At 71.7% G+C, this 20,354-nt stretch carries 27 protein-coding genes and 1 riboswitch; of the genes, 11 read left to right on the top strand and 16 right to left on the bottom strand.

The genetic code is table 11. The annotated features are described in order from the left end of the window. Positions 1-27: 27 nt before the first annotated feature. Genes recO through AB0J80_RS09775 form a run of 3 tightly spaced genes read left to right on the top strand, consistent with a single transcriptional unit; the run spans position 28 to position 2,227 of the window. A complete protein-coding gene (recO, locus tag AB0J80_RS09785) occupies positions 28-891 on the top strand; it encodes a DNA repair protein RecO (protein ID WP_364702558.1) in 864 nt (287 codons plus the stop codon). Continuing rightward, positions 888-1,667, top strand: a complete 780-nt coding sequence (locus AB0J80_RS09780) for an isoprenyl transferase (RefSeq protein WP_364702555.1) — start codon at positions 888-890, stop codon at positions 1,665-1,667. Before recO ends, AB0J80_RS09780 begins: the two co-directional genes overlap by 4 nt. Continuing rightward, complete coding sequence (locus tag AB0J80_RS09775) at positions 1,664-2,227, top strand: histidine phosphatase family protein (RefSeq protein WP_364702552.1); 564 nt, start codon at positions 1,664-1,666, stop codon at positions 2,225-2,227. Before AB0J80_RS09780 ends, AB0J80_RS09775 begins: the two co-directional genes overlap by 4 nt. A 93-nt stretch (positions 2,228-2,320) precedes the next feature. Here the strand turns inward: AB0J80_RS09775 and AB0J80_RS09770 are convergent, their stop codons facing one another. From AB0J80_RS09770 to AB0J80_RS09745, 6 genes are all read right to left on the bottom strand, one after another. Beyond that, positions 2,321-2,995, bottom strand: coding sequence for a haloacid dehalogenase-like hydrolase (locus AB0J80_RS09770; protein ID WP_364702550.1), 675 nt, complete (start codon positions 2,993-2,995; stop codon positions 2,321-2,323). Next, entirely contained in the window at positions 2,992-3,288 is a 297-nt protein-coding gene (locus AB0J80_RS09765; RefSeq protein ID WP_364702547.1) for an MTH1187 family thiamine-binding protein, read from the bottom strand. Before AB0J80_RS09765 ends, AB0J80_RS09770 begins: the two co-directional genes overlap by 4 nt. A 986-nt stretch (positions 3,289-4,274) precedes the next feature. Next, complete coding sequence (locus tag AB0J80_RS09760) at positions 4,275-4,676, bottom strand: pentapeptide repeat-containing protein (protein WP_364702635.1); 402 nt, start codon at positions 4,674-4,676, stop codon at positions 4,275-4,277. 729 nt (positions 4,677-5,405) lie between these two features. Then, positions 5,406-6,209, bottom strand: a complete 804-nt coding sequence (locus tag AB0J80_RS09755) for an energy-coupling factor transporter transmembrane component T (protein WP_364702544.1) — start codon at positions 6,207-6,209, stop codon at positions 5,406-5,408. Then, positions 6,206-7,612 (bottom strand): ABC transporter ATP-binding protein, encoded by a 1,407-nt coding sequence (locus AB0J80_RS09750; protein WP_364702542.1) that lies wholly within the window; start codon positions 7,610-7,612, stop codon positions 6,206-6,208. Before AB0J80_RS09750 ends, AB0J80_RS09755 begins: the two co-directional genes overlap by 4 nt. A 3-nt stretch (positions 7,613-7,615) precedes the next feature. Further along, on the bottom strand, positions 7,616-8,203 hold the full coding sequence (locus AB0J80_RS09745; protein ID WP_364702539.1) for an ECF transporter S component: 588 nt from the start codon (positions 8,201-8,203) through the stop codon (positions 7,616-7,618). 65 nt (positions 8,204-8,268) lie between these two features. Beyond that, positions 8,269-8,375: riboswitch (TPP riboswitch) on the bottom strand. A gap of 64 nt (positions 8,376-8,439) precedes the next feature. Between AB0J80_RS09745 and AB0J80_RS09740 the strand changes: the two genes are divergently transcribed. After that, positions 8,440-9,255: an alpha/beta hydrolase gene (locus tag AB0J80_RS09740; RefSeq protein WP_364702536.1), complete on the top strand. Its 816-nt coding sequence runs from the start codon at positions 8,440-8,442 to the stop codon at positions 9,253-9,255. A 74-nt stretch (positions 9,256-9,329) separates the two neighbouring features. Further along, positions 9,330-9,854 carry a DUF6328 family protein gene (locus AB0J80_RS09735; protein ID WP_364702534.1) on the top strand — a complete coding sequence of 175 codons (525 nt, stop codon included), beginning with the start codon at positions 9,330-9,332 and terminating at the stop codon, positions 9,852-9,854. On the opposite strand, the gene AB0J80_RS09730 is transcribed toward AB0J80_RS09735, so the two are convergent. Genes AB0J80_RS09730 through AB0J80_RS09700 form a run of 7 tightly spaced genes read right to left on the bottom strand, consistent with a single transcriptional unit; the run spans position 9,832 to position 14,086 of the window. Further along, entirely contained in the window at positions 9,832-10,437 is a 606-nt protein-coding gene (locus tag AB0J80_RS09730; RefSeq protein WP_364702632.1) for a hypothetical protein, read from the bottom strand. The genes AB0J80_RS09735 and AB0J80_RS09730 overlap by 23 nt on opposite strands. Before the next feature lie 30 nt (positions 10,438-10,467). Continuing rightward, a complete protein-coding gene (locus tag AB0J80_RS09725; protein ID WP_364702531.1) occupies positions 10,468-10,875 on the bottom strand; it encodes a transcriptional repressor in 408 nt (135 codons plus the stop codon). Further along, a complete protein-coding gene (locus AB0J80_RS09720; RefSeq protein WP_364702528.1) occupies positions 10,872-11,189 on the bottom strand; it encodes a metalloregulator ArsR/SmtB family transcription factor in 318 nt (105 codons plus the stop codon). Before AB0J80_RS09720 ends, AB0J80_RS09725 begins: the two co-directional genes overlap by 4 nt. After that, the gene (locus AB0J80_RS09715; protein ID WP_364702525.1) at positions 11,186-12,070 is read right to left on the bottom strand and encodes a metal ABC transporter permease; all 885 of its coding nucleotides are present in this window, start codon (positions 12,068-12,070) and stop codon (positions 11,186-11,188) included. The genes AB0J80_RS09720 and AB0J80_RS09715 overlap by 4 nt, the downstream gene beginning before the upstream one ends. A gap of 2 nt (positions 12,071-12,072) precedes the next feature. After that, positions 12,073-12,852 (bottom strand): ABC transporter ATP-binding protein, encoded by a 780-nt coding sequence (locus tag AB0J80_RS09710; RefSeq protein WP_364702522.1) that lies wholly within the window; start codon positions 12,850-12,852, stop codon positions 12,073-12,075. Further along, positions 12,849-13,778, bottom strand: a complete 930-nt coding sequence (locus AB0J80_RS09705; RefSeq protein WP_364702520.1) for a metal ABC transporter substrate-binding protein — start codon at positions 13,776-13,778, stop codon at positions 12,849-12,851. Before AB0J80_RS09705 ends, AB0J80_RS09710 begins: the two co-directional genes overlap by 4 nt. 47 nt (positions 13,779-13,825) lie before the next feature. After that, the gene (locus AB0J80_RS09700; protein WP_364702519.1) at positions 13,826-14,086 is read right to left on the bottom strand and encodes a DUF6703 family protein; all 261 of its coding nucleotides are present in this window, start codon (positions 14,084-14,086) and stop codon (positions 13,826-13,828) included. Positions 14,087-14,120: 34 nt separating this feature from the next. On the opposite strand from AB0J80_RS09700, the gene AB0J80_RS09695 reads away from it, so the two are divergent. The 5 genes from AB0J80_RS09695 (at position 14,121) to AB0J80_RS09675 (ending at position 17,432) form a co-directional block, all read left to right on the top strand. Beyond that, complete coding sequence (locus AB0J80_RS09695; RefSeq protein ID WP_364702518.1) at positions 14,121-14,462, top strand: antibiotic biosynthesis monooxygenase; 342 nt, start codon at positions 14,121-14,123, stop codon at positions 14,460-14,462. A 17-nt stretch (positions 14,463-14,479) separates the two neighbouring features. Further along, positions 14,480-14,971 carry a hypothetical protein gene (locus AB0J80_RS09690; protein WP_364702516.1) on the top strand — a complete coding sequence of 164 codons (492 nt, stop codon included), beginning with the start codon at positions 14,480-14,482 and terminating at the stop codon, positions 14,969-14,971. Between the two features lie 63 nt (positions 14,972-15,034). Next, positions 15,035-16,414, top strand: coding sequence for a glycine--tRNA ligase (locus AB0J80_RS09685; RefSeq protein ID WP_364702514.1), 1,380 nt, complete (start codon positions 15,035-15,037; stop codon positions 16,412-16,414). 81 nt (positions 16,415-16,495) lie between these two features. Further along, on the top strand, positions 16,496-16,912 hold the full coding sequence (locus AB0J80_RS09680) for an MmcQ/YjbR family DNA-binding protein (protein ID WP_364702512.1): 417 nt from the start codon (positions 16,496-16,498) through the stop codon (positions 16,910-16,912). Beyond that, a complete protein-coding gene (locus AB0J80_RS09675; RefSeq protein ID WP_364702510.1) occupies positions 16,902-17,432 on the top strand; it encodes an O-acetyl-ADP-ribose deacetylase in 531 nt (176 codons plus the stop codon). Before AB0J80_RS09680 ends, AB0J80_RS09675 begins: the two co-directional genes overlap by 11 nt. Positions 17,433-17,699: 267 nt before the next feature. Here AB0J80_RS09675 and AB0J80_RS09670 read toward each other — a convergent pair whose 3' ends face one another. Beyond that, positions 17,700-18,182, bottom strand: a complete 483-nt coding sequence (locus AB0J80_RS09670) for an XdhC family protein (protein ID WP_364702508.1) — start codon at positions 18,180-18,182, stop codon at positions 17,700-17,702. Between the two features lie 31 nt (positions 18,183-18,213). Here AB0J80_RS09670 and dusB point away from each other — a divergent pair, with 31 nt between their 5' ends. Then, positions 18,214-19,356: a tRNA dihydrouridine synthase DusB gene (gene dusB / locus AB0J80_RS09665; RefSeq protein WP_364702507.1), complete on the top strand. Its 1,143-nt coding sequence runs from the start codon at positions 18,214-18,216 to the stop codon at positions 19,354-19,356. A gap of 55 nt (positions 19,357-19,411) precedes the next feature. On the opposite strand, the gene AB0J80_RS09660 is transcribed toward dusB, so the two are convergent. Then, positions 19,412-19,783, bottom strand: a complete 372-nt coding sequence (locus AB0J80_RS09660) for a hypothetical protein (RefSeq protein ID WP_364702505.1) — start codon at positions 19,781-19,783, stop codon at positions 19,412-19,414. 54 nt (positions 19,784-19,837) lie between these two features. Beyond that, the gene (locus AB0J80_RS09655) at positions 19,838-20,314 is read right to left on the bottom strand and encodes a roadblock/LC7 domain-containing protein (RefSeq protein WP_364702502.1); all 477 of its coding nucleotides are present in this window, start codon (positions 20,312-20,314) and stop codon (positions 19,838-19,840) included. Positions 20,315-20,354 lie beyond the last annotated feature (40 nt).

Genomic DNA, 20,354 nt, shown 5'->3' with positions numbered 1-20,354 from the left:
GTCGTACCCACGGGGCAGAATGTCGGGGTGCCCGCCGGATACCGACGCCAGCTCTACCGCGACGACGCGGTGGTGCTGCGCGTGCAGAAACTCGGCGAAAGCGACCGGATCATCACCCTGCTGACCCGCCGCCACGGCCGGCTGCGCGCCGTGGCCCGCGGCGTGCGCCGCACCACCTCACGCTTCGGGGCCCGGCTCGAGCCCTTCGGCCACGTCGACCTCCAGCTCGCCGGCTCCCCGGAAGGCGTCGGCAGCAGCCTGCACTCGATCAGCCAGGTGGAGGGCGTCGCGCTCTACGGCAAGCGGTTCCTCGAGGACTACCCCCGCTACACCGCCGCCAGCGCGATCGCCGAGACCGCCGAGCGCCTCACGCCGGTCGAGCGGGAGCCGTCGCTGCGGCTGTTCCAGCTCACCCTCGGTGCACTCAAGGCCCTCGCGGTCGGTGAGCACGCCACCAGCCTGGTCCTCGACGCCTACCTGCTGCGCGGCATGGCCCACGCGGGCTGGGCGCCGGCGCTGGCCGAGTGCGCGGTCTGCGGCACACCCGGGCAGCACGGCGCGTTCTCGGTGCCGGCAGGCGGCTCGGTCTGCCCCGACTGCCGCCCGCCCGGCGCGGCGCACCCGGCCCCCGCCACGGTCGCCCTGATGCTGGCCCTGACCCACGGCGACTGGCAGCTCGCCGACGCCGCCGAGCCGCCGGTGCGCCGCGAATGCAGCGGCCTGGTCGCCGCCCACCTGCAGTGGCACATGGAACGCAACCTGCGCGCCCTGCCGCTCGTCGACCGGCGCGAGCCACCGCCGGCCCCGCGCACCGAGCACCTGCCCGCCGCCGGCGATCCGCCGCTCGCCGACCGCTCCACCGCCACCGATCGACGGGAGATCTCTCAGTGACACGTCCGCCCACGCCGCACATCTCGGGCGCCAGGCCGCCGGCGCTGCCGAAGGAGGCCGTCCCGAAGCACGTGGCGATCGTGATGGACGGCAACGGCCGGTGGGCCAAGGAGCGCGGCCTGTCCCGCACCAAGGGGCACGAGCAGGGCGAGTTCTCGCTCTTCGACACCATCGAGGGCGCGATCGAGCTCGGCATCCCCTACCTCTCGGCGTACGCGTTCTCCACGGAGAACTGGAAGCGGTCGCCGGAGGAGGTGCGCTTCCTCATGGGCTTCAACCGCGACGTGATCCGCCGCCGCCGCGACCAGCTCGTCGACCTCGGCGTGCGCGTCGTCTGGTCGGGCCGGGCCGGGCGGCTGTGGAAAAGCGTCATCTCCGAGCTGCAGACGGCCGAGGAGATGTCGCGTGGCAACAAGACCCTGACCCTGCAGTTCTGCGTCAACTACGGCGGCCAGGCCGAGATCGCCGACGCGGCGGCGGCCATCGCCCGCGACGTGGCGGCCGGCAAGCTGCGGCCCGACCGGGTCAACGAGAAGACCATCCAGAAGTACCTCTACCACCCCGAGGTGCCGGCGGTGGACCTGTTCCTGCGCCCGTCCGGCGAGCAGCGCACGTCCAACTACCTGCTGTGGCAGTCGGCGTACGCGGAGTTGGTCTTCCTCGACACGCTCTGGCCGGACTTCGACCGCCGCCACCTCTGGTACGCGTGCGAGCTCTACGCCCAGCGCGACCGGCGCTTCGGCGGGGCGATCCCCAACCCGATCGCCCCTCGGTGACGGCCCGCTACGTCTACCTGGCACGGCACGGCGACGCGGTCGAGGGCGAAGGTCTCACCGACACGGGACGCGAGCAGGCCCGGCTCCTGGCCCGACGGCTGGCGGGCGTGCCGTTCGCGACCGTGAGTCACAGCCCGCTCCAGCGTGCCGCCGAGACCGCCGTCTTCCTCAAGGACCCCGGTGTCCCGTCCGAGGTCGTGGGCGACTACGTGCCGTACGTCCCGCAGCCCATGCCGCCCACCTTGGAGGGCTGGACGGAGGAGGAGCTCGAGTCGGGTCCGCGCCTCGCGGCGCAGGCGCTGGCCCGGTACGCCCGCCCGGCCGCGACCGAGACGCACGAGCTGGTCGTCACGCACGCCTTCCTGGTCGCCTGGTTCGTCCGGGACGCGCTCGGCGCCCCGCCGGAACGCTGGATCGGCCTCAACGCGGCCAACTGCGCCCTGACCGTGATCCGCTACTCCACGGACCGGCCACCCGCGCTGCTGGTCTTCAACGACATGGCACACCTGCCGCCGGAGCTGCACTGGACGGGCTTCCCGCCCCACCTGCGCCTGCCCTGACGGTCAGCGGCCACGTGCAAGGCGCTCGGATGCCCGAGCCGTCAGCTGTGACGGCTACCGGCCCGGTGCAAGGCGGTCGGGAAGCCGTGGGTGTCAGGCGGTGATGACGGCCACCGCGGCGTTCACGTCGGAGAGATCCGGGAGGACGGCGTGGGCGCCCGCCAGCACGAGTTCCGCCATGGTCGTGCCGCCCGTCGCCACGCCGACCGCCAGGGCGTCGTTGGCCAGTGCCGCCGAGACGTCGTTGGCCGTGTCGCCGATGACCACCGGCTGGAACGTCTCGCCGTACTTGGCTTCGGCGCGCTGCAGGCATCGGCGGACGAGGGTCGCCCGGACGCTGTCGTCGGTGCCGTAGCCGCCGATCTCCGCATCGAACGCCGCGGCCAGGTCGAAGGCCGCGATCTTCGCGGCGGCGACCTGTGGCACGTTGCCGGTGACCAGCGTCTGGACGACGTCGTCGCGGGTGCCCAGCTCGTCGAGGACGGCCCGCACCCCGGGCAGCAGCGCGCCCTGCTCGGCGAACTGGTGGCGGGACGCGTGCACCTGCTCGACATAGCGGGCGAAGAACCGTTCGGGTGTGCAGTCCGTGACCCCGTGCACGGCGAAGACCTCGGCGCAGATGTCCAGGTCCGTACGCCCCCCGAAGCTCGGCGTGGCCGTCCAGGGCAGCCCCGTGACCTCCGTGAAGGCGGCCTTCCAGGCGCGCGCGGCGACACCGCCACCCCGCAGCAGGGTGTAGTCGATGTCCCACATGACCAGTCGTCTCACCGCTCGGCCAGCCGCCGCTCGACGTGCTCGACCTTGGCGTCGAGGGCACCGGTGACGCCGGGGCGCACGTCGGCCTTGAGGGTCACGCTGACCCGCGGCGCCTGCGCGGCGACGACGTCCACGGCCTGCTTGACGACGGCCATGACCTCGTCCCACTCGCCCTCGACGGTGGTGAACATGGCATCGGTACGGTTCGGCAGGCCCGAGGCCCGCACCACCCGGACGGCCTCGGCGACGAGATCGCCGACGGACTCGGAGACGCCGAGGGGCGTGACGGAGAAGGCAACCAGCATGAGCCCCATGGTGGCACCGGTTCGCCCGGGTTCGCTCACCGGCCACGCGGCGACACCGAGCGTTGAGCGCGGCCCGCGGGATTCTCCGTCATGGGTCATGATCTTCACCACGAGCAGTCGCAGGGCGACGTCACGCCCCTCCTGGATCCAGGCGTGCCCGACAGCGAGCCGTCGCCGAAGACGTATCTCGCCGCGGCTTCCTCCGCTCGGCCGGGCTCCCCGGGGCCGGGGCCGCCCCATCGGAGTCCTGCCCGGTGACCCGTACCGTCGTCGCCGTGAGCGTCGGCCATCCGGACACGGCCACGGCCAGCACCGGGTCGCCGGGCTCGACCCGGCACCCGTGCTGGCCTGCACGCACCTGGTCCGCGAGCCGGTACCGCACGTGGCCTGCAGCCTGGATTCGCGGTGAGCAGCCGCCAGGGCTGTACGAGCTGCCCCGGGCTTGCCGGGCGTGGAGAAGCTGGTCGGTGACCTGACGGTAGCGGAGACCTGCCGGCTCAACGCGACAGGCCGAGTCGAGGTGCTCGGGGGGCCACGAGGCGGAGGCGTCAGCGGTGATCCGAACGAACGGTTCCGTTCGCCCCCCCGTGGCGCGACGGAACCCTCGTGTTGGTGACCACGCCGGCGGGCGGCAACTTGCTGGTGCCGTTCGAGACCCGCAACCCGACCCCTGCTGCGCCGCCCACTGAGCCCTGCGTTGAAGGCCTCGGTCGATGCTGCCGGGGTCCGCCACCCAGTACATCCGCTGCCCGGTCACTGCGGAGATCTGCTGCTCAAGGTCGGCGTCGCGATGAGCCTTCGACCGGGCTCTGGCTCACTTCTGGTGGACTTCATCACGCATGGTGACAGCCTGTCGTGAGCGGAGCGCGCGTTCTCTGCGGCAGATCAACGCGCTCGACCTCAGTTTCTTATAACTGTTTCGCAAGGCCGTACCAGCGGATCATCCAGTCGACCACGAATCATTTCTTGATATGAAATACGGGCGGTCATATTTGTGGATCATGAGGGGCGCCTGAGACAATAGGGAAATGACGCAGCTCGCATTGTTCCTCACGAAGAATGTGCGGGACCGGACGCTGCGTCGCAATTATTCGCCGGCCGCTGAAGAGTTCCGGCGCGAGCATGCGCGGCACCGCTCGTGGGGCTTGGTGCGGCGTCATTCCCGGCGCTTGCGCCGGCCACACGAGACCGCGAACCCGCAGCCCGGCCCTCATCACCTCCGCCCCCGCGGCCCTCGCCCTGGCGATTCGCACCTCAGTGATGTCCGCCCCGGTGATCCGTGCTCTGGTGATCCGCGCGTGAGCGGCGTCCGCCCTGGTGATCCGTGCTCTGGTGATCCGCGCGTGAGCGGCGTCCGCCCCGGTGATCCGTGCTCTGGCGATTCGCACCTTAGTGATGTCCGCCCCGGCGATCCGCGTTCTGGCGATTCGCACCTTAGTGATGTCCGCCCCGGCGATCCGCGTCCTGGTGGTTCGCACCTCAGCGACGTCTGCCCCGGCGACTCGTTCCCCGGTGATCGGCGCCGCGGAGCGTCGCCCAGCATGACGTATCCGGGTAGCTCAACTCATCATCCCGACCAGCCGGACAGGCCAGAACAAGACGACGACCCCGGGGCGAGGCACCGCACCTGCAAACGGCAAGGTGCCCAGCGCCGGCGCAGCGGAGCACCGACTCGAGACGGCGGCCGCGCAACAGGCGCCAGCCGCCGGACCACCACCACCCGCCGGACGCGACAGCCGCGCATCGTGCCGGGCAAATCTTGCGGCCAGAAAAAGGTCGCCATCCGACCGCGAATACGGCGGCGTCATCCCATCAGCGGCCATTGTCCCACCGGACCAGCGCGGCGGCCGACGCCGATTACGGCGGAAAGGCGAACGAGACCCTCCGCGGAAACTGTTGACGAACTCATCTCGACAGAAGCGCGCACTGAGACGTGGCCTGCCAAACGGTCCAGGGCTCTAAGGGGAGTGACTGATGTCCGGGCTCTGTGGCCGCGACAGTTGGGACGGTGTCGCTGGCCGCACGTGCCTCGTCATCCAGGTCGACGAGGCTCTTCGTCACGACGCCTCCGTATGTTCGCACTCGGAGGAGGTATACCGAACGCTTCGCCGTCGTTCCTAGCCGAGGATCGGGTGGAAGAAGCCGGTCAGGATGCTCGTGGTCAGGGCCGCGCCCGCCAGGAGGGCCGCGGCCACCAGCAGGGCCGTGTCCGCCGGGCCGAAGCGCTGGCGCCGGGCGTACGTGCGCGGCACCCCCGAGTCGAAGCCGCGCGCGTCCATCGCCGTCGCCAACCGCCCTCCCCGGCGCAGCGCCCCGACCAGCAGCGCGAACGCCGTCGAGGCGAACAGGCGCAGCTTGGCCAGCGGGTTGCGTCCGGCGTCGATGCCGCGGGCTCGGCGGGCCAGGGCCAGCATCTGCCATTCCTCGGTGAGCATGGGGATGAGGCGGAAGGCGGCGAGCGCGCCGATCGCGAAGCGGGCCGGCGCCTTCGCGTTCTGTACCAGCGCGTCCGCGAGGTCGGTCGGGTCGGTGGTGGCGAAGACGATGATGCCCGGCAGCGCTACCGCGAAGACGCGTAGCACCAGGCCCAGCGCGTCCGCCACGACCCCGGTGGTGACGGCGAACGGGCCGAGGGACACGAGCAGGGGGCCGGTGCGGTCGGCGGCGAACAGCACCATCGTGACCAGGATGCCGCCGGCGGCGAGGGCGAGTGGCCAGGCGCGGCGGGCGAGGACGCGGTAGTGGACGCCGAAGAACGGGAGCACGGCCAGTTCCACCGCGAGGGCGAGGGCGGGGGTGAGCGGGTCGAGGGTGGCGATCAGCGGCAGGGCGAACAGCAACGCCGCACCCAGCTTCGCCACCGGGTTGCGCCGGGCCAGCGGCGCCGTCGGGTCGGCGACCGGTTCCAGGGCGAGCGTCATTGCCGCCGGCTCCCCGGGAGGTCGTGGACGCGGTCGGCCAGCGATGCCACGAAGGCGTCGTCGTGGGTGACCGCCACGATGCCGTGGCCCTCGTCGCGCAGCCGCGCCAGCAGGGCGACCAGGTCGATCCAGGTGCCGCGGTCCTGGCCGAAGGTCGGCTCGTCGAGGACGAGCAGGCGGGGGGCGGTGGCCAGGGCCGTCGCCACGCTGAGGCGGCGGGCCTCGCCGCCGGAGAGCGTGTACGGGTTGGCGTCCGCCAGCGCCGTCAGGCGGAGCCGGCCCAGCAGGTCCTCCACTGTGGCCCGGACCTCCGCGGCGGGGCGGCCCAGTCGCCGGGGCCCCAGCGCGAGCTCGTCGGCGACGCGGGACGTGACGAACTGGTGCTCCGGGTTCTGGAACACCGAGCCGATCCGCTGGGTCAGCTTCGCGGCGCGCCACCGGTGCGGGGGCCTGGTGTCGCCGAAAGCGGTCAGCCGGCCGGAGCTGGGGGCGAGCAGGCCGCCGAGCACGAGGGCCAGCGTGGACTTGCCGGCGCCGTTCGGGCCGGTCACGGCGAGCGCCTCGCCGGCGTGGGCGTCGATGCTTACGCGCGGCAGGCGGCGGTGCACGGCGACCGCCTCCGCGCGTACCAGGGAATCGGCCGGTGGGGCGACGGCCCGGTGCCGGGGCAGCGGGAAGCCCGGCACCCAGACCCCCTGGTTCGCCAATGCGGGGCCGTGACCGGCGAAGACCAGCTCGGGGGCGCCGTCGGCGGCGACCCCGCCGCCCGGCGCGAGCACCACCACCCGGTCGACCAGGGGCAGGGCCTGCTCGACCCGGTGCTCCACGAGGATCAGCGTCGTGTCGCGGTCCCGGGCCCGGGTGATCGCCTCGCGCACGAGGTCCCCGCCCGCCGGGTCCAGGTTGGCGGTCGGCTCGTCCAGCAGCAGCAGGCCGGGGCGCAGGGCCAGGACGCCGGCGAGCGCCAGGCGTTGCTGCTCGCCGCCGGAGAGGGCGCCGGTCCGGCGGGTGATCGGGTACGGGAAGCCGACCCGGTCGAGGGCGTCACTGACCCGCGGCCAGATCTCGCCCGCCGGCACGCCCCTGTTCTCGAGGCCGAACGCCACGTCGTCGCCGCTGCGGGCCATCACGAGCTGGGTCTGCGGGTCCTGGAACAGCAGGCCCACGCCCTCGCGGCTCTTGCGGGGGTCGAGCCCGTCGATCTCGGCCGTGCCCTCGGACTCGCCGGAGTCCTCGGGCAGCAGGCCCGCGAGCGCGGCCAGCAGGGTGCTCTTGCCCGCCCCGGAGGGACCCAGCAGGAGCACCCGCTCGCCGTGCCGGATGCGCAGGTCGACGCCGCGGACCGCCCACGACCGGCGCCCCGCGTGCCGCCAGCCGAAGTCCCGCAGGACGACCTCCGCCATGGCTCAGACCAGGGCCCGGTCCCGGCCGGCCGCGAACCGGTCGAGGACGCCGGTCGGGGCCAGTGCCCGGACCAGCGCCCAGCTGCCCGCGCCCGCGACGATCGTGGTGCTGACGACGGTGATCACCGCGTACGGGATGCGGTAGTCCCACAGGTCGTAGGCGGAGTTCCAGGCGAAGAAGTCGAACAGGGCGGCGCTGAGGCCGGTCAGGGCCCCGGCGAGCAGGGCGGCCGGCAGCTTCCAGGAGCGGTAGAGCAGCAGCGCGAAGGCGAGCTCCGCACCGAGGCCCTGGACGAGGCCCTGCGGGATGACCATCGCGCCCCATTTCGCGCCGAGCAGCGCCGAGATGATCGCGGCGACCGTCTCGGTGTAGAGCGAGGCGCCCGGCTTGCGGATGATCAGGCCGGCGAGCACGGCGGGCATGAGCCAGACGCCGTACAGCACGGTCTGGGCCGGCGGGAAGAAGCTGAACGCGCCCTCGGTGGCGCTCCAGAGGAAGTTCCAGGCATAGAAGATGACGCCGAACGCGACGGCGATGACCGAGGCGATCACGATGTCGATCGTGCGCCAGTAGGGGACGTGACCCTTCATGTATCCCTCCCAGGGAAACCGGGAGGAGACGCACGCCACGGACCGGGCGGACCCGGACGTGGCGCGGCTGGAGAAGACCGAGCTCCCTGCGCTGGCATTACCCAGATCAGGTTCGAGGGTCTGCGGGTGTTACGCCGCACTCTCAGCGCTTTGCGCTCCCCTGTCGGATGAAGTTGCATGTGTTTCGATGACGCTAACACCCGGTACGGCGTGCCGAACAGCGTAGGAGGCGTCACATGGAGATCAAGGCCCGCGGGCTCACCTTCGACGTGGTCGCGGACGGGCCGGAGGGCGGCGCGCCGGTGCTCCTGCTGCACGGCTTCCCGCAGGACCACCGCGAGTTCGACCTGATCCTGCCGCGGCTGCACGAGGCGGGGCTGCGGACGTACGCCCTGGACCAGCGCGGCTACTCGCCGGGAGCCCGCCCCGCCGCGGTCGCCGACTACCGGCTAGCCGAGGCGGAAGCGGACGCGGTGGCGGTGCTGGACGCGCTCGGTGTCGAGCAGGCGCACGTCGTCGGCCACGACTGGGGTGCGCAGGTGGCGTGGCTGCTGGCGGCCCGGCACCCGCAGCGGGTCCGTACGCTCACCGCGATCTCGGTGCCCCACCCGCGGGCGATGGCCGACGCGCTGAGCAACCAGCTGTCCCAGAAGCTGCGGTTCGCGTACATGGGCGTCTTTCGTGCCTCGTTCGCCGAGCGGTTGCTGCTCGCCCGCGACGGCGCGGTCCTGCGGCAGATGATGCGCCAGATCGGGCCGCGCGCCGCGATGTACGCGCGGGCGATGGCCGAGCCGGGCCGCCTCACCGCGACCCTGAACTGGTACCGGGCGCTGTCCCGCGGCCAGCTCGCCGACGTCGGGAAGATCAGCGTGCCCACCACGTACGTGTGGAGCGACGCCGACCCGGTCGTCGGCAAGTCGGCCGCGGAGGCGACCGCCGCCTGGGTCGAGGCCGACTACCGCCTGGTCACCCTGCGCGGCATCGGCCACTGGGTGCCCGAGGAGGCGCCGCACGCGCTGGCCGAGGTCACCCTGGCGCGCATCGGCGTTTGACGCTGTCCGGGAACGGGAATGCGGCGCCCAGGTGACGGGGAGGGGACGACCAGATGGCCGCCGAGAAGCGCCGGATGAAGAACGAGACGGAGAAGCAGCGCTGGGACCGCAACTTCGGGGACCTGCTCCAGGAGCTGCGCGTCGCCCAGACCGGTGTGCAGATCCTCTTCGCCTTCCTGCTGACCCTGCCGTTCAGCAACGGCTTCGGCAAGACGACCGACTTCCAGCGCGACACGTATCTGGTCGCCCTCATCACCGCCGCGTTCGCCACCGCCATGATCATTTCTCCGGTGGCGTTCCACCGCGCGCTGTTCCGCCAGGGCCGCAAGCCGGAACTCGTCCGTTACGCACACCGGATGGCCACCGGCGGCCTCGCGTTCATGCTGGTCTCGATGGTCAGCAGCGTAATGCTGATCACCGACTACCTGCTGAACATCTGGGTGGCCGTGGTCCTCACCGTGGTGACCGGCGCGTTCTTCCTCACCTTCTGGGCCGCGATCCCGTTCGCCCGCCGCAACTGGCTCGACGAGGACTCCGAGGAGGAGGACGAGCGGTTCGCCGAGGAGGCGGCCGAGCCTAACGTGCCTTCGCGGGCCTGAGTCCCAGGTCCCGCAGCTCCAGCTCGGCCAGCGCGTCGACGGCGGCGGCGTCGCCGTTGCGCCACGACTGCGCGATGTCCGGCCCGAGCTTGGCCAGCTGGTCGAGGGGGCGGCTCGCCAGGGCGCGCAACGCGAGCAGGTCGCGGCCGGCCGGCTCTTCGAGTACCAGGGCTGCCACGCCGGCGCGGCGCATCCAGCGCAGCCGCAGCGGCAGCCAGAGGAAGAGCACCAGCGCCAGCGGCACCGCGACAAGCAGCAGCGCGATGGTCAGCGCCAGGTCCCCGACGATCTCCTGCTGCTGGCGGCCGGCCTCGGCCAGGTTGTTCGCCGCGCCGGCCGCGCTGGAGAACGGCGACGTCAGCTCGTCGCCCACCAGCGGCACCCGCCCCACCCGGCCGCCGATGTCCTGCAGGTTGCCGGCGATGCCGGTGCCGGCCTCCTCGAGCTTGCGCCCGGGCACCCCGAGCTTCTCGACCATGTCGTGCACCCACAGCCCGGCCCGGATCCAGGCGTAGACCCAGACGACCACGAGGATGTCGGTGAGCAGCTGGCGGACGGCGGTGGGCAGCCGGTCGGCGTACATCTTCACGCGGGCCAGGATCCCACGAGGAGATCAGCCGCGCTTGGTCGCGCACTCCGGGCACGTACCGAAGATCTCCATGGTGTGGGAGACGTCGATGAAGCCGTGCTTGCCGGCGACCCGGTCCGCCCAGGTCTCCACCGCGGGGCCCTCGACCTCGACCGTGCGGCCGCAGGACCGGCAGACGAGATGGTGGTGGTGGCCCTGGCTGCAGCGGCGGTAGAGGTGCTCCCCGCCGGGTGGCCGCATGACGTCGATCTCGCCGGCGTCGGCGAGGCCCTGCAGCGTCCGGTAGACGGTGGTGAGGCCCACCCGCTCGCCGCGTTCCCGCAGGATGGCGTGCAGGTCCTGGGCGCTGTGGAAGCCCTCGCAGTCGGCGAGGAGGTCGCGCACCGCGGTGCGCTGCCGCGTGTTGCGGACCAGGGTTCCTTCGTCGGTCACGAGACCTCCCTCGCGTGGCTCACGGCGTCGGCGACGATGTGGGCGACGTGTTCGTCCACGAGTGAGTATGCGATCTCGCGTCCACTGCGGGCGCCCCGGACCACGCCCGCGCCCCGCAGCACCCGCAGATGCTGGGACACCAGCGGCTGCGGCGCGCCCAGCTTCTCGACCAGCTCGTGCACGCAGCGCTCGCCGGCACCCAGCTCGGCGACGATCGCGACGCGGATCGGTGCGGACAGCGCCCGCAGCAGCTCGGCGGCCGCCTCGTACGACTCGTAACCGGCCGCCTCCCCGGGCACGGCGTCCGCGCTCATCGGGCAACCTCCTCCAGCACGACGTCCGGGGGCTCGGCGTGGTCGGCCGCGCGCTCCGCCGCGATGCGGCCGCGCAGCATCCGCCAGGTCGCCGCGCCCACGGTGAGCGCCAGGAACGCCGCGATCGCCAGGATCACGATAGTCGCCCCCGGCGCGGTTTCGGCCTCCCAGGCGACGCCGACGCCGGCCACCGCGGCGGTCACCCCGATCGCCATCGCCGTCGCCATCGTGCCCCGGAAGCCGCGGGTGACCTGCTGGGCCGCCGCGACGGGCACGACCATCATGGCGCTGACCAGCAGCAGGCCGACGGTGCGCATGGCGATCGTGACGGTCACGGCCGTGGTCACGGCCATCAGCAGGTTGAGGGTACGCACGGGGAGGCCGGACACCCGCGCGTACTCCTCGTCGTTGCAGACGGCGAACAGGGCCGGCCGCAGTCCCAGCATCGCGACGAGCACGGCGACGCCCAGGACGGCGATCACCGTCAGGTCGCCGCGGGACGTGCTGGTCAGCGAGCCGAACAGATACTGCATCAGGTTGGCGTTGCCGCTGTCCTTCGACAGCCCGACGAGCACCACACCGCCCGCGATGCCGCCGTAGAAGAGCAGGGCAAGAGCCAGATCCCCGGAGGTACGCCCACGCTCGCGCACCAGCTCCACGGCGATCGCACCGAGCACCGACACGACGACGGCGGTGATGACGGGGGAGCGCTGCAGCAGCAACCCGACGCCGACGCCGGTCAGCGCCACGTGCCCGATGCCGTCACCGATCAGCGACAGCCGGCGCTGCACCAGGTAGATCCCGAGCGCCGGGGCGGACAGCCCGATGATGAGCGCACCCACGAGCGCCCGGAGCATGAAGTCGTGCTGGAAGAGGTCCATGGCTAGTTCGCCGGCATCCGATCGGTGGGGGACACACAGATCCGGGCGCTCTCCGGCTCGGCGTGCGGGTGGACGTGGTCGTGGCCCGGCTCGGCGTGGTGCCCGGCCGGCTCCGGCACCGCCCCCTCGTACGCGATCCGCCCGTCGTGCACGACGACGGCCTTGTCGATCAGCGGCTCCAGCGGGCCGAGCTCGTGCGCCACCAGCAGGATCGTGCCGCCGCGCGCGCCGAAGCGGCTCAGCGCGGCCGCGAACGCGTCCTGGCTCGCCGCATCGACACCGGCCGTGGGCTCGTCGAGCACGAGCAGGTCCGGCCGCCCGGCGAGGGCCCGGGCGATGAGGGTGCGCTGCTGCTGGCCGCCGGAGAGGGTGGCGACCGGATCGGCGATGCGGTCGAGAAGCCCGACGTCCTCGAGCGCGGCGCGGACCGCGGCCCGGTCGGTGGCGCGGGCGGGCCGGAAGACGCCGCGGCGGGCGAGCCGCCCCGAGGCCACCACCTCGCCGACGGTGGCCGGTACGCCGCTGCCGGCGCCCATCCGCTGCGGGACGTAACCGATCCTGGCCCACTCGCGGAAGCGGCGCTGCGGCGTACCGAAGAGGTCGATCTCGCCGGACGCCAGCGGGACCAGGCCGAGGATCGTGCGGATCAGGGTCGACTTGCCGGAGCCGTTCGCGCCCAGGATGGCGACGACCTGGCCGGTGCTCACCTCGAGCGTGACGTCGCGCAGGACCGTGCGGCCGCTGTAGGCGACCCCGGCGTGGCGCACCGCGACGGCGCTCACGCGGCACACCCGAGGGCGGCGGTGAGGGCGGTCAGGTTGGCGCGCATGACCGAAAAGTAGTCCGCTCCCGGCTCGCTCACACCTTCGAGCGGATCCAGCACCGCCGTCCTCGCCCCGACCTCCTGCGCGATGGTGTCGGCGACCTTGGGACTGACCAGCTTCTCGAAGAAGATCGTGGTGGTGCCGGTGGCCTTCGCCTTCTCGGCCACCCGCGCCAGGCGGCGGGGGGAGGGCTCCGCCTCGGGGGAGATGCCGGTGATGCCGATCTCGGTGAGGCCGTAGCGGTCGGCGAGGTAGTGGAAGGCGGCGTGGCTGGTCACGAGCTCGCGGCGCTGGCAGGTCTTGAGGGCGGCCGCGTATTCGCCGTTGAGCTTGTCCAGCTCCCGGTGCAGGGTCTCGGCGCGCTCCGCGTACGCCGCCGCGTGCCCGGGGTCGGCCTGCGCGAGCCGCTCGGCGAGCTTGTCCGCGATGGCGGCGTAGCGCACCGGGTCGAGCCAGACGTGCGGGTCGGCGCCACCGGCGGCCTCGGCGTGCTCCTCCTCACCGGGCTCGTCCTCGTGCTCCTCGGCGGCCAGCAGCTCGACGGCCGAGCCGGCGTCGAACGCCCGGTCTTTCGCCTCCTGCTCGACGGCGTCGTCCACGGCCGGCTGGAAGCCCTTCAGGAAGACCACCAGCCCGGCGTCGTCGATCCCGCCGACCTGGCGCGGGCTGAGCTCCACGTCGTGCGGCTCCGCGCCGGGCTTGGTCAGCTGGGTCACGTGCACGGCGTCGCCGCCGATCCGCTCGGCCAGGAACTGCAGCGGGTAGAACGCGGTCACCACGTCCAAGCGGCCGTCACTGGATCCGCTGGCCTTGTCGGAGCAGGCCCCCGTCGCGCCCAGCACGAGCGCTGTGGCGGTGAGGGCGAGGACGCGGCGGATCGGCATAGCACCACAATGCTCGGTATTGGTAATGATTGTCAAAAGCGCATGCGTCAGAGCGCCTTGGCGACCGCCGCCGCGAAGAGCAGTGCCAGCAGAATCACCCGTACGGTGCGCAGCGCCGGCGGCTGCACCGGCCACGTCGTGAACGTCAGCGCGGCCAGGGCGGCACCCAGCGCGACCAGCAGCGCCGCCCCGACGATGCCGGGCAGGAACAGGCCTGCGAGGAACACCACCAGGGCGGCGATGAACGCGGTCGTCGGGTTCACGCCGGCGAGCCTGCGCAGCAGGTTCTCGGACGGGGACGGGGTCACGTCGGTCTCCTGGGGGTGTGCGTACGCTCACGTCATGCTGGTGCTCAACCGCTTCGTCGTCCCGCCGGACACGCAGGACTCGTTCGTCGAACGGGCGCACGCCGCCCTCGCCGCCCTCGCGGCGAGCACCGGATACACCTCCGGGCGGCTCACCCGCGCACTGGACGACCCCGCCTACTGGACCCTCGTCACCGAATGGGAGTCCGTCGGAGCCTACCGCCGCGCCCTCGGCGGTTTCGACGTCAAGGTGCACGCCACCCCGCTGCTGTCCGAGTCGCTCGACGAGCCGTCCGCGTTCGAGACGCTGGCCACCGCCGAGCCCGGTGCCGCGGTCGTGGCGTACGGCAGCGACCGGGCCGCCGAACCCTGGCGCTGAGCCGTAGGCTTGATCGCATGACCGCCACCCAGGCACCCCCGCCGCCGCAGGGCCCGGGCGTGGTCCCGCCGTTCCCGGCGCCGCCCGTCGAGGGCCGCGGCCGTCGCGTCGGGCTGGGCGTCGGGGTGGGCGCCGGCGTGCTCGTGCTGGTCCTGGGCGGGGGCGTGGCCGCCGCCGTCGGCCTCGCCACGGTCGCCACCAGCGCCCTCAACGAGCAGGCGGACGTCGTCGTCGGCGACTACTTCGACGCGGTGCGCGACAAGCGGTACGGCAGCGCGTACGACATGCTGTGCCAGGAGACCAGGGACCGCCAGACCGAGGCCGAGTTCACCCGCCAGGTCTCGGCGAAGGAGCCGATCTCCCGGTACGACGTGGGCGACCTGAACCTCGTCGACCTCTCCACGCCCGTCGACCTCACGTACGCCGACGGCTCGACCGACCGGGTCGAGGCGTACCTCACGCAGAACCGCCGGACGGGCCGTTTCGAGGTGTGCAGTATCGAGGAGTAATCTCCTCTTTTTGTCCGCAGCCCTTTCTGTCCCCGCCGACAAACCAGCCGGCGTAGGAGGAACATGCCCGTCGACCGTATCGACGCCGTCGTCAGCCTGGCCAAGCGCCGCGGCTTCGTCTTCCCCTCCAGCGAGATCTACGGAGGCACCCGCTCGGCGTGGGACTACGGTCCCCTCGGCGTGGAGCTGAAGGAGAACGTCCGCCGGCAGTGGTGGCGCACCATGGTGCAGCAGCGTGACGACATCGTCGGCCTCGACTCCGCCGTCATCCTGGCCCGCGACGTGTGGGCCGCCTCCGGCCACCTCGAGGCCTTCGTCGACCCGCTGACCGAGTGCCAGTCCTGCCACAAGCGGTTCCGCGCCGACCACCTCGAGGAGGCGTGGGAGGCCAAGCACGGCTCCGCGCCCGCGTCGCTGAGCGAGCTCAACTGCCCCAACTGCGGCAACAAGGGCACGTTCACCGAGCCCAAGATGTTCAACGGGCTGATGAAGACGTACCTCGGCCCGACCGAGAGCGCCGAGGGCCTGCACTACCTGCGGCCCGAGACGGCCCAGGGCATCTTCGTCAACTACAACAACGTGGCGACCGCCGCCCGCAAGAAGCCGCCGTTCGGCATCGCGCAGGTCGGCAAGTCGTTCCGCAACGAGATCACCCCGGGCAACTTCATCTTCCGGACGCGCGAGTTCGAGCAGATGGAGATGGAGTTCTTCGTCGAGCCCGGCACGGACGAGAAGTGGCACGAGTACTGGCTCGAGCAGCGCTGGAACTGGTACCGCGACCTCGGCCTCAGCGAGAGCAACCTGCGCTTCTTCGAGCACCCCAAGGAGAAGCTCTCGCACTACTCGAAGCGCACGGTCGACATCGAGTACCGCTTCAAGTTCGGCGGCACGGAGTTCGCCGAGCTCGAGGGCATCGCCAACCGTACGGACTTCGACCTCTCGACCCACTCCAAGCACTCCGGCGTCGACCTGTCCTACTTCGACCAGGAGAAGCAGGAGCGCTGGGTCCCGTACGTGATCGAGCCCGCGGCCGGCCTGACCCGCGCGGTGCTGGCCTTCCTGCTCGAGGCGTACGACGAGGACGAGGCGCCGAACACCAAGGGCGGCGTCGACAAGCGCACGGTGATGCGCTTCGACCCGCGCCTGGCGCCGATCAAGGTCGCGGTGCTGCCGCTCTCCCGCAACCCGGAGCTCTCGCCCAAGGCCCGGGGCCTGGCGGACCTGCTCCGCAAGCGCTGGACGGTGGAGTTCGACGACTCGCAGGCGATCGGCCGCCGCTACCGCCGCCAGGACGAGATCGGCACCCCGTTCTGCGTCACGGTCGACTTCGACACCCTCACCGACGACGCAGTAACCGTGCGGGACCGCGACACGATGAAGCAGGAACGCGTCGCCCTGGACCACATCGAGGACTACCTGATCAAGCGCCTCCCCGGCTGCTGACCGAAGCAAAGAGAACCAAGAACGCCGCCCGCCCGCCGCGGGCGGCGTTCTGCTGTCAGCCGGGTGACGTAATGTCGGCCCATGTCCGCCCCTGGAGACGTACCACCGGAGATCCTGAACCGGCTGCGACGGATCTGCCGCGGGCTGCCGGAGGCCTACGAGGAGCCGGCCTGGATCGGCGTCCGCTGGCGCATCCGCAAGCGGACGGTCGCCCACGTCTACACGGCGGACCCTGACCGCCGGCTGTCCTACCCCGAACGTCTGACCGCCGGCGAGTCGCCGACGTTGATGACCTTCCGCGTACCCGCCGACGACCTGCTCGGTCTGACCGGCAGCGGCTTCCCGTTCTTCCGCGCCGACTGGGGCCGCAACGTGGCCGGAGCCTTCCTGGGTGACCACACCGACTGGACCGAAACCGCCCAACTCCTCACCGACAGCTACCGCGAGATGGCCCCCAAGTACCTCATCACCCGCCTAGGAGACTGCGGTGGGCATTGAGCTGGTCGTCGGTGACATCACGACGGAGCAGACGGACGCAATCGTCAACGCGGCCAACTCCTCCCTGCTGGGCGGCGGCGGTGTCGACGGAGCCATCCACCGCAGGGGAGGCCCCGCCATCCTGGAAGAGTGCCGAGCCCTGCGCGCCAGCCACTACGGCCGGGGCCTCCCGGTCGGCCAAGCAGTAGCAACCACCGCCGGCCGCCTCCCCGCCCGCTGGGTCATCCACACCGTCGGCCCGGTCTTCAGCACCGACGAAGACCGCGCCCCCCTCCTGCGCAGCTGCTACACAACGTCCCTGACGCTCGCCGCCACCCTGGGCGCGCAGTCAGTAGCCTTCCCACTGATCTCCTCAGGCGTCTACCGCTGGCCCAAGGACGACGCGGTCACCCAGGCCCTGACCGCCCTCCACACCGAACCAACCCCGGTAGACCTCATCCGCCTCGTCCTGTTCGACGAGCCGACGTTCGAGATCGCGCAACGCATCTACGAGGCCTTCGATCAGCGGCCCACCCCATGAGCGACCGGCGCGGTACGTCCGCCTGACCCCCCACCCACCCCGGCCTGCCCGACGATCCCCCCAACCGCGACCCCAACGCGGCAGCCAGACCCCTAACCGCAAGGTGAACGCCAGGCGGAAGTACGCACGGGCCGGCGAGCAACCACCCACCCACCCGCAGCAGGAAACCCGGCAAGGTCGGGGGCCGGGGTGACCAAGAACGGCATAAAACGCCCCACCAGCCGTCTTGGTCACCCCGGCCCCCGACCGTCCCCCCGCAACCAATCGTCAGAAGGCGAACCCGCCGGCCCGGTCATTCCGATGGGCGATGAGCCCCGCGAGAGTGGCCAGGGCGATCTCCGCCGGCGTCCGGCTGCCGATGTTCAACCCGATGGGCCGGTGTACCCGAGCGACCGACTCGTCCGGCACGCCCAGCTCCTTCAGGGCGGCGACGTGCGGGCCCTCGTGCTTCGGGTTGCCCATGATGCCGATCCACCGCGCGTCCGTGGCCAGCGCCTCCTTGAGAACCTCACCGATCTCCCCCCGGTGATGGTCGGTCACCACGATGTCGGTGTGCCCGGTCACCCCCGCGGCGGCAAGGTCACCGACGAAGGCGTCGCCGTGCGGCCGAGGCAGCCCCTGCAACCGGGTCGGATCGGGCTCCACGAGCGTGCACCGGAACCCGACCTCGATACCGAGACGCAGCAGCGCCTCAGCGACCGGACTCTCGAACACGGCCACCAGGTGGCGGGGGCTCAGCACGGTTTCCATGCCTGGAAACTACTGTGCGATTCTTGACCGCGTGACTCTCGCACTCTCCGACAAGACCCTCACGCTGGGGAAGCATCAGGTGTGGCCGCCCGTCGTGCTCGCGCCGATGGCCGGCATCACCAATGTCGCGTTCCGGCGGCTGTGCCGGGAGCAGGGCGGCGGCGTCTACGTGTGCGAGATGATCACGACCCGGGCGCTGGTCGAGCGGATCCCGAAGACGCTGAAGATGATCCAGTTCGCCGAGGACGAGGACTTCCGCAGCCTCCAGCTCTACGGCGTGGACCCGGACGTGACCGCGGCGGCCGTGCGGATGGTCGCCGAGGAGAACCTCGCCGATCACATCGACCTGAACTTCGGCTGCCCGGTGCCCAAGGTCACCCGTCGCGGCGGCGGCAGCGCTCTGCCGTGGCGGCGCAAGCTGTTCGGCCGCATCGTCTCGCAGGCCGTCGCGGCGGCCGCGCCCGCCGGTGTCCCGGTGACGGTGAAGATGCGCAAGGGCATCGACGACGACCACCTGACGTACGTCGAGGCGGGCCTCATCGCCCAGGAGGCCGGCGTCGCGGCGGTGGCGCTGCACGCCCGTACGGCGGAGCAGCGCTACTCGGGCACGGCCGACTGGGACGCGATCGCGACCCTCAAGCAGGCCCTCGACGTTCCCGTCCTGGGCAACGGTGACATCTGGGAGGCCGCCGACGCGATGCGGATGGTCGCCCACACCGGCGTCGACGGCGTCGTCGTGGGCCGAGGCTGCCTGGGCCGGCCGTGGCTGTTCAAGGACCTGCAGGCGGCCTTCACCGGCGTCGCGTCGCAGGAGCTGCCCACCCTCGGCGAGGTCGCCGCGATCATGTCCCGGCACGCCCACCTGCTGGTGGAGGCGCTGGAGGACGAGAGGCACGGCTGCGCCGACTTCCGTAAGCACGTCGCCTGGTACCTGAAGGGCTTCCCGGTCGGCGGCGACCTGCGCCGCTCGCTCGCGATGGTGGCGTCCCTCGCGGAGCTCGACGACCTGCTCGGCAAGCTCGACGCGGACGTCCCGTTCCCGCGCGAGTCGCTGGGTCAGCCGCGTGGCCGGATCAACGCCCCGGGCAAGGTCTCGCTGCCGTACGGCTGGCTCGACAGCCGCGACGACGACACCGTGCCCGAGGGCGCCGAGATGGAGAACAGCGGCGGTTAGACACGAGGAAGCGGGGGAGGGCTCCGATGCCCTCCCCGCCCCGGTGACACGTCGCTCAGACGTCCAGGTCGTTCTCGATGCGCTTGAGCTGGTGGCGGGCCATCGCCAGGTTGGCGCGGTCCCGGCGCAGGGCCACGTACAGGAACAGGCCCTTGCCCGAGCGGCTCGTGAGCGGCCGGATCATGTGGTACTGCGTGTCCAGGGTGATGAGGATGTCCTCGATCTTCTCGGACAGGTTGAGCATCTCCATCGCCCGCAGCTTGGCGCGGACCACGTCCGTGTTGCCCGCCGCGGCGACGGTCAGGTCGAGGTCCTTGCCGCCGCCGGCCGTGCCGAGGGCCATGCCGCTCGTGTGGTCCACGAGGGCGACACCGATGCAGCCGTCGATGTCCATGATCTCTTTGAGTGCGGTGTCCATGTCGGGCATGGGAAGGTTCCTCCGAGATTTTCGTACGGTGGGTAGGGGTGTTGCGGGGTTAAGTCAGCGGCCACGCATGCTGCTCTGCAGCGTCGCCATCGGGGTTCGCCGGGCGAGCGGCGTGGGCGGGCCGGCCTGCGTGGGGATCTCCGGCCGGACGGCCGGCGGCACCTCGAGGACGAGGATCTTGACCAGCCGGCGTACGGCGCGGCGGGCCTCGAGGTGGACCAGGCCCAGGTTGGCGTTCCCTGAGGTGACCAGGGTGAGCAGGCAGTTCGGTCCCGCGGTGTACGAGGTGATGTATCCGCCGTCGCACTCCACGACCGACTCTCGCAGGTCGCCGTGGTTGACGGCGTGCGCGAAGCGCCGGGCGAGGGCGAGGTGTGCGGCGGCGAGGGCGGCGAGGCTGTCGGGCTCGATGCCGTGGGCGTCGTGCGCGACCACCAGGCCGTCGGTGGTGGCGAGGACACTGCCGGACAGCTCGGGCAGCCTCCTGCGAAGGTTGCCGAGCTCCGTCAGTACCGCCGGATCCACCGTCATCCGCGGCATCTCCTTCCTGGTGTCGGCCGCCGAGGGGCGG

Origin of the sequence: Actinoplanes sp. NPDC049548, assembly GCF_040676695.1 — a bacterium.
Classification (GTDB): domain Bacteria; phylum Actinomycetota; class Actinomycetes; order Mycobacteriales; family Micromonosporaceae; genus Actinoplanes.
This window is presented reverse-complemented; position numbering and strand designations above follow the sequence as displayed.

Coding starts and splice junctions, on each gene's coding strand:
- AB0J80_RS09715 (WP_364702525.1), bottom strand. CDS start 12,070: ATGGACCTCTTCCAGCACGACTTCATGCTCCGGGCGCTCGTGGGTGCG.
- AB0J80_RS09720 (WP_364702528.1), bottom strand. CDS start 11,189: ATGAGCGCGGACGCCGTGCCCGGGGAGGCGGCCGGTTACGAGTCGTAC.
- AB0J80_RS09680 (WP_364702512.1), top strand. CDS start 16,496: ATGTCCGCCCCTGGAGACGTACCACCGGAGATCCTGAACCGGCTGCGA.
- AB0J80_RS09730 (WP_364702632.1), bottom strand. CDS start 10,437: ATGTACGCCGACCGGCTGCCCACCGCCGTCCGCCAGCTGCTCACCGAC.
- AB0J80_RS09655 (WP_364702502.1), bottom strand. CDS start 20,314: ATGACGGTGGATCCGGCGGTACTGACGGAGCTCGGCAACCTTCGCAGG.
- AB0J80_RS09745 (WP_364702539.1), bottom strand. CDS start 8,203: ATGAAGGGTCACGTCCCCTACTGGCGCACGATCGACATCGTGATCGCC.
- AB0J80_RS09685 (WP_364702514.1), top strand. CDS start 15,035: ATGCCCGTCGACCGTATCGACGCCGTCGTCAGCCTGGCCAAGCGCCGC.
- AB0J80_RS09765 (WP_364702547.1), bottom strand. CDS start 3,288: ATGCTGGTTGCCTTCTCCGTCACGCCCCTCGGCGTCTCCGAGTCCGTC.
- AB0J80_RS09695 (WP_364702518.1), top strand. CDS start 14,121: ATGCTGGTGCTCAACCGCTTCGTCGTCCCGCCGGACACGCAGGACTCG.
- AB0J80_RS09755 (WP_364702544.1), bottom strand. CDS start 6,209: ATGACGCTCGCCCTGGAACCGGTCGCCGACCCGACGGCGCCGCTGGCC.
- AB0J80_RS09660 (WP_364702505.1), bottom strand. CDS start 19,783: ATGCCCGACATGGACACCGCACTCAAAGAGATCATGGACATCGACGGC.
- AB0J80_RS09740 (WP_364702536.1), top strand. CDS start 8,440: ATGGAGATCAAGGCCCGCGGGCTCACCTTCGACGTGGTCGCGGACGGG.
- AB0J80_RS09705 (WP_364702520.1), bottom strand. CDS start 13,778: ATGCCGATCCGCCGCGTCCTCGCCCTCACCGCCACAGCGCTCGTGCTG.
- AB0J80_RS09670 (WP_364702508.1), bottom strand. CDS start 18,182: ATGGAAACCGTGCTGAGCCCCCGCCACCTGGTGGCCGTGTTCGAGAGT.
- AB0J80_RS09750 (WP_364702542.1), bottom strand. CDS start 7,612: ATGGCGGAGGTCGTCCTGCGGGACTTCGGCTGGCGGCACGCGGGGCGC.
- AB0J80_RS09690 (WP_364702516.1), top strand. CDS start 14,480: ATGACCGCCACCCAGGCACCCCCGCCGCCGCAGGGCCCGGGCGTGGTC.
- AB0J80_RS09735 (WP_364702534.1), top strand. CDS start 9,330: ATGAAGAACGAGACGGAGAAGCAGCGCTGGGACCGCAACTTCGGGGAC.